Below are 555 nucleotides of genomic sequence, written 5' to 3' on the forward strand. Positions count from 1 at the left end.
TCTAGGTTCTGTAGCCATAAACAGGATTCCCAACGAGGCGCGGCTGTGATTCAAACTTCCAACCGATTGGGAGTTTGGTTTGGCCCGCTTCGATCTCACCGACGCCGAATGGTCCATCATCGCGCCGTTGCCGGCAAACAAGCCACGCGGCGTGCCGCGCCAGGATGACCGCCGGATCCTCAATGGTATCTTCTACATCCTGCGGACCGGGTCGCCGTGGCGTGACCTGCCCGAGCGCTATGGGCGGTACACGACCGCCTACAACCGCTGGGCCAAGGCCGGCGTGTGGCTGAGGGTCTTCGAGACGCTGGCGGCGAAGTCGCCGCAGTCGCTGCAGTTCATCGACAGCTCGATCGTCCGCGCCCACCGGCATGCCGCTGGCGGTAAAAAGGGGGATCGGATCACGCCACTGGCCGTTCTCGTGGAGGACTGAGCACTAAGATCCACGCCGTCGTCGATGAGCATGGCTTGCCGGTACGGCTGATGCTGACGCCGGGCCGGCCTCCGACAAGGGCGCAGCACCGGCGCTGCTGAGCGGCCTGCCGCCCGCCGAGG

General features: G+C 65.2%; 1 pseudogene. It reads left to right on the top strand.

Going from position 1 to position 555, the window contains the following annotated elements:
- Positions 1–79: 79 nt before the first annotated feature.
- A pseudogene (locus tag ABD056_RS22830) lies at positions 80–501 on the top strand (IS5 family transposase); the annotation flags it as partial.
- Between the last annotated feature and the right edge of the window lie 54 nt (positions 502–555).

It is taken from the genome of Caenispirillum bisanense, from assembly GCF_039523075.1.
Classification (GTDB): domain Bacteria; phylum Pseudomonadota; class Alphaproteobacteria; order Rhodospirillales; family Rhodospirillaceae; genus Caenispirillum; species Caenispirillum bisanense.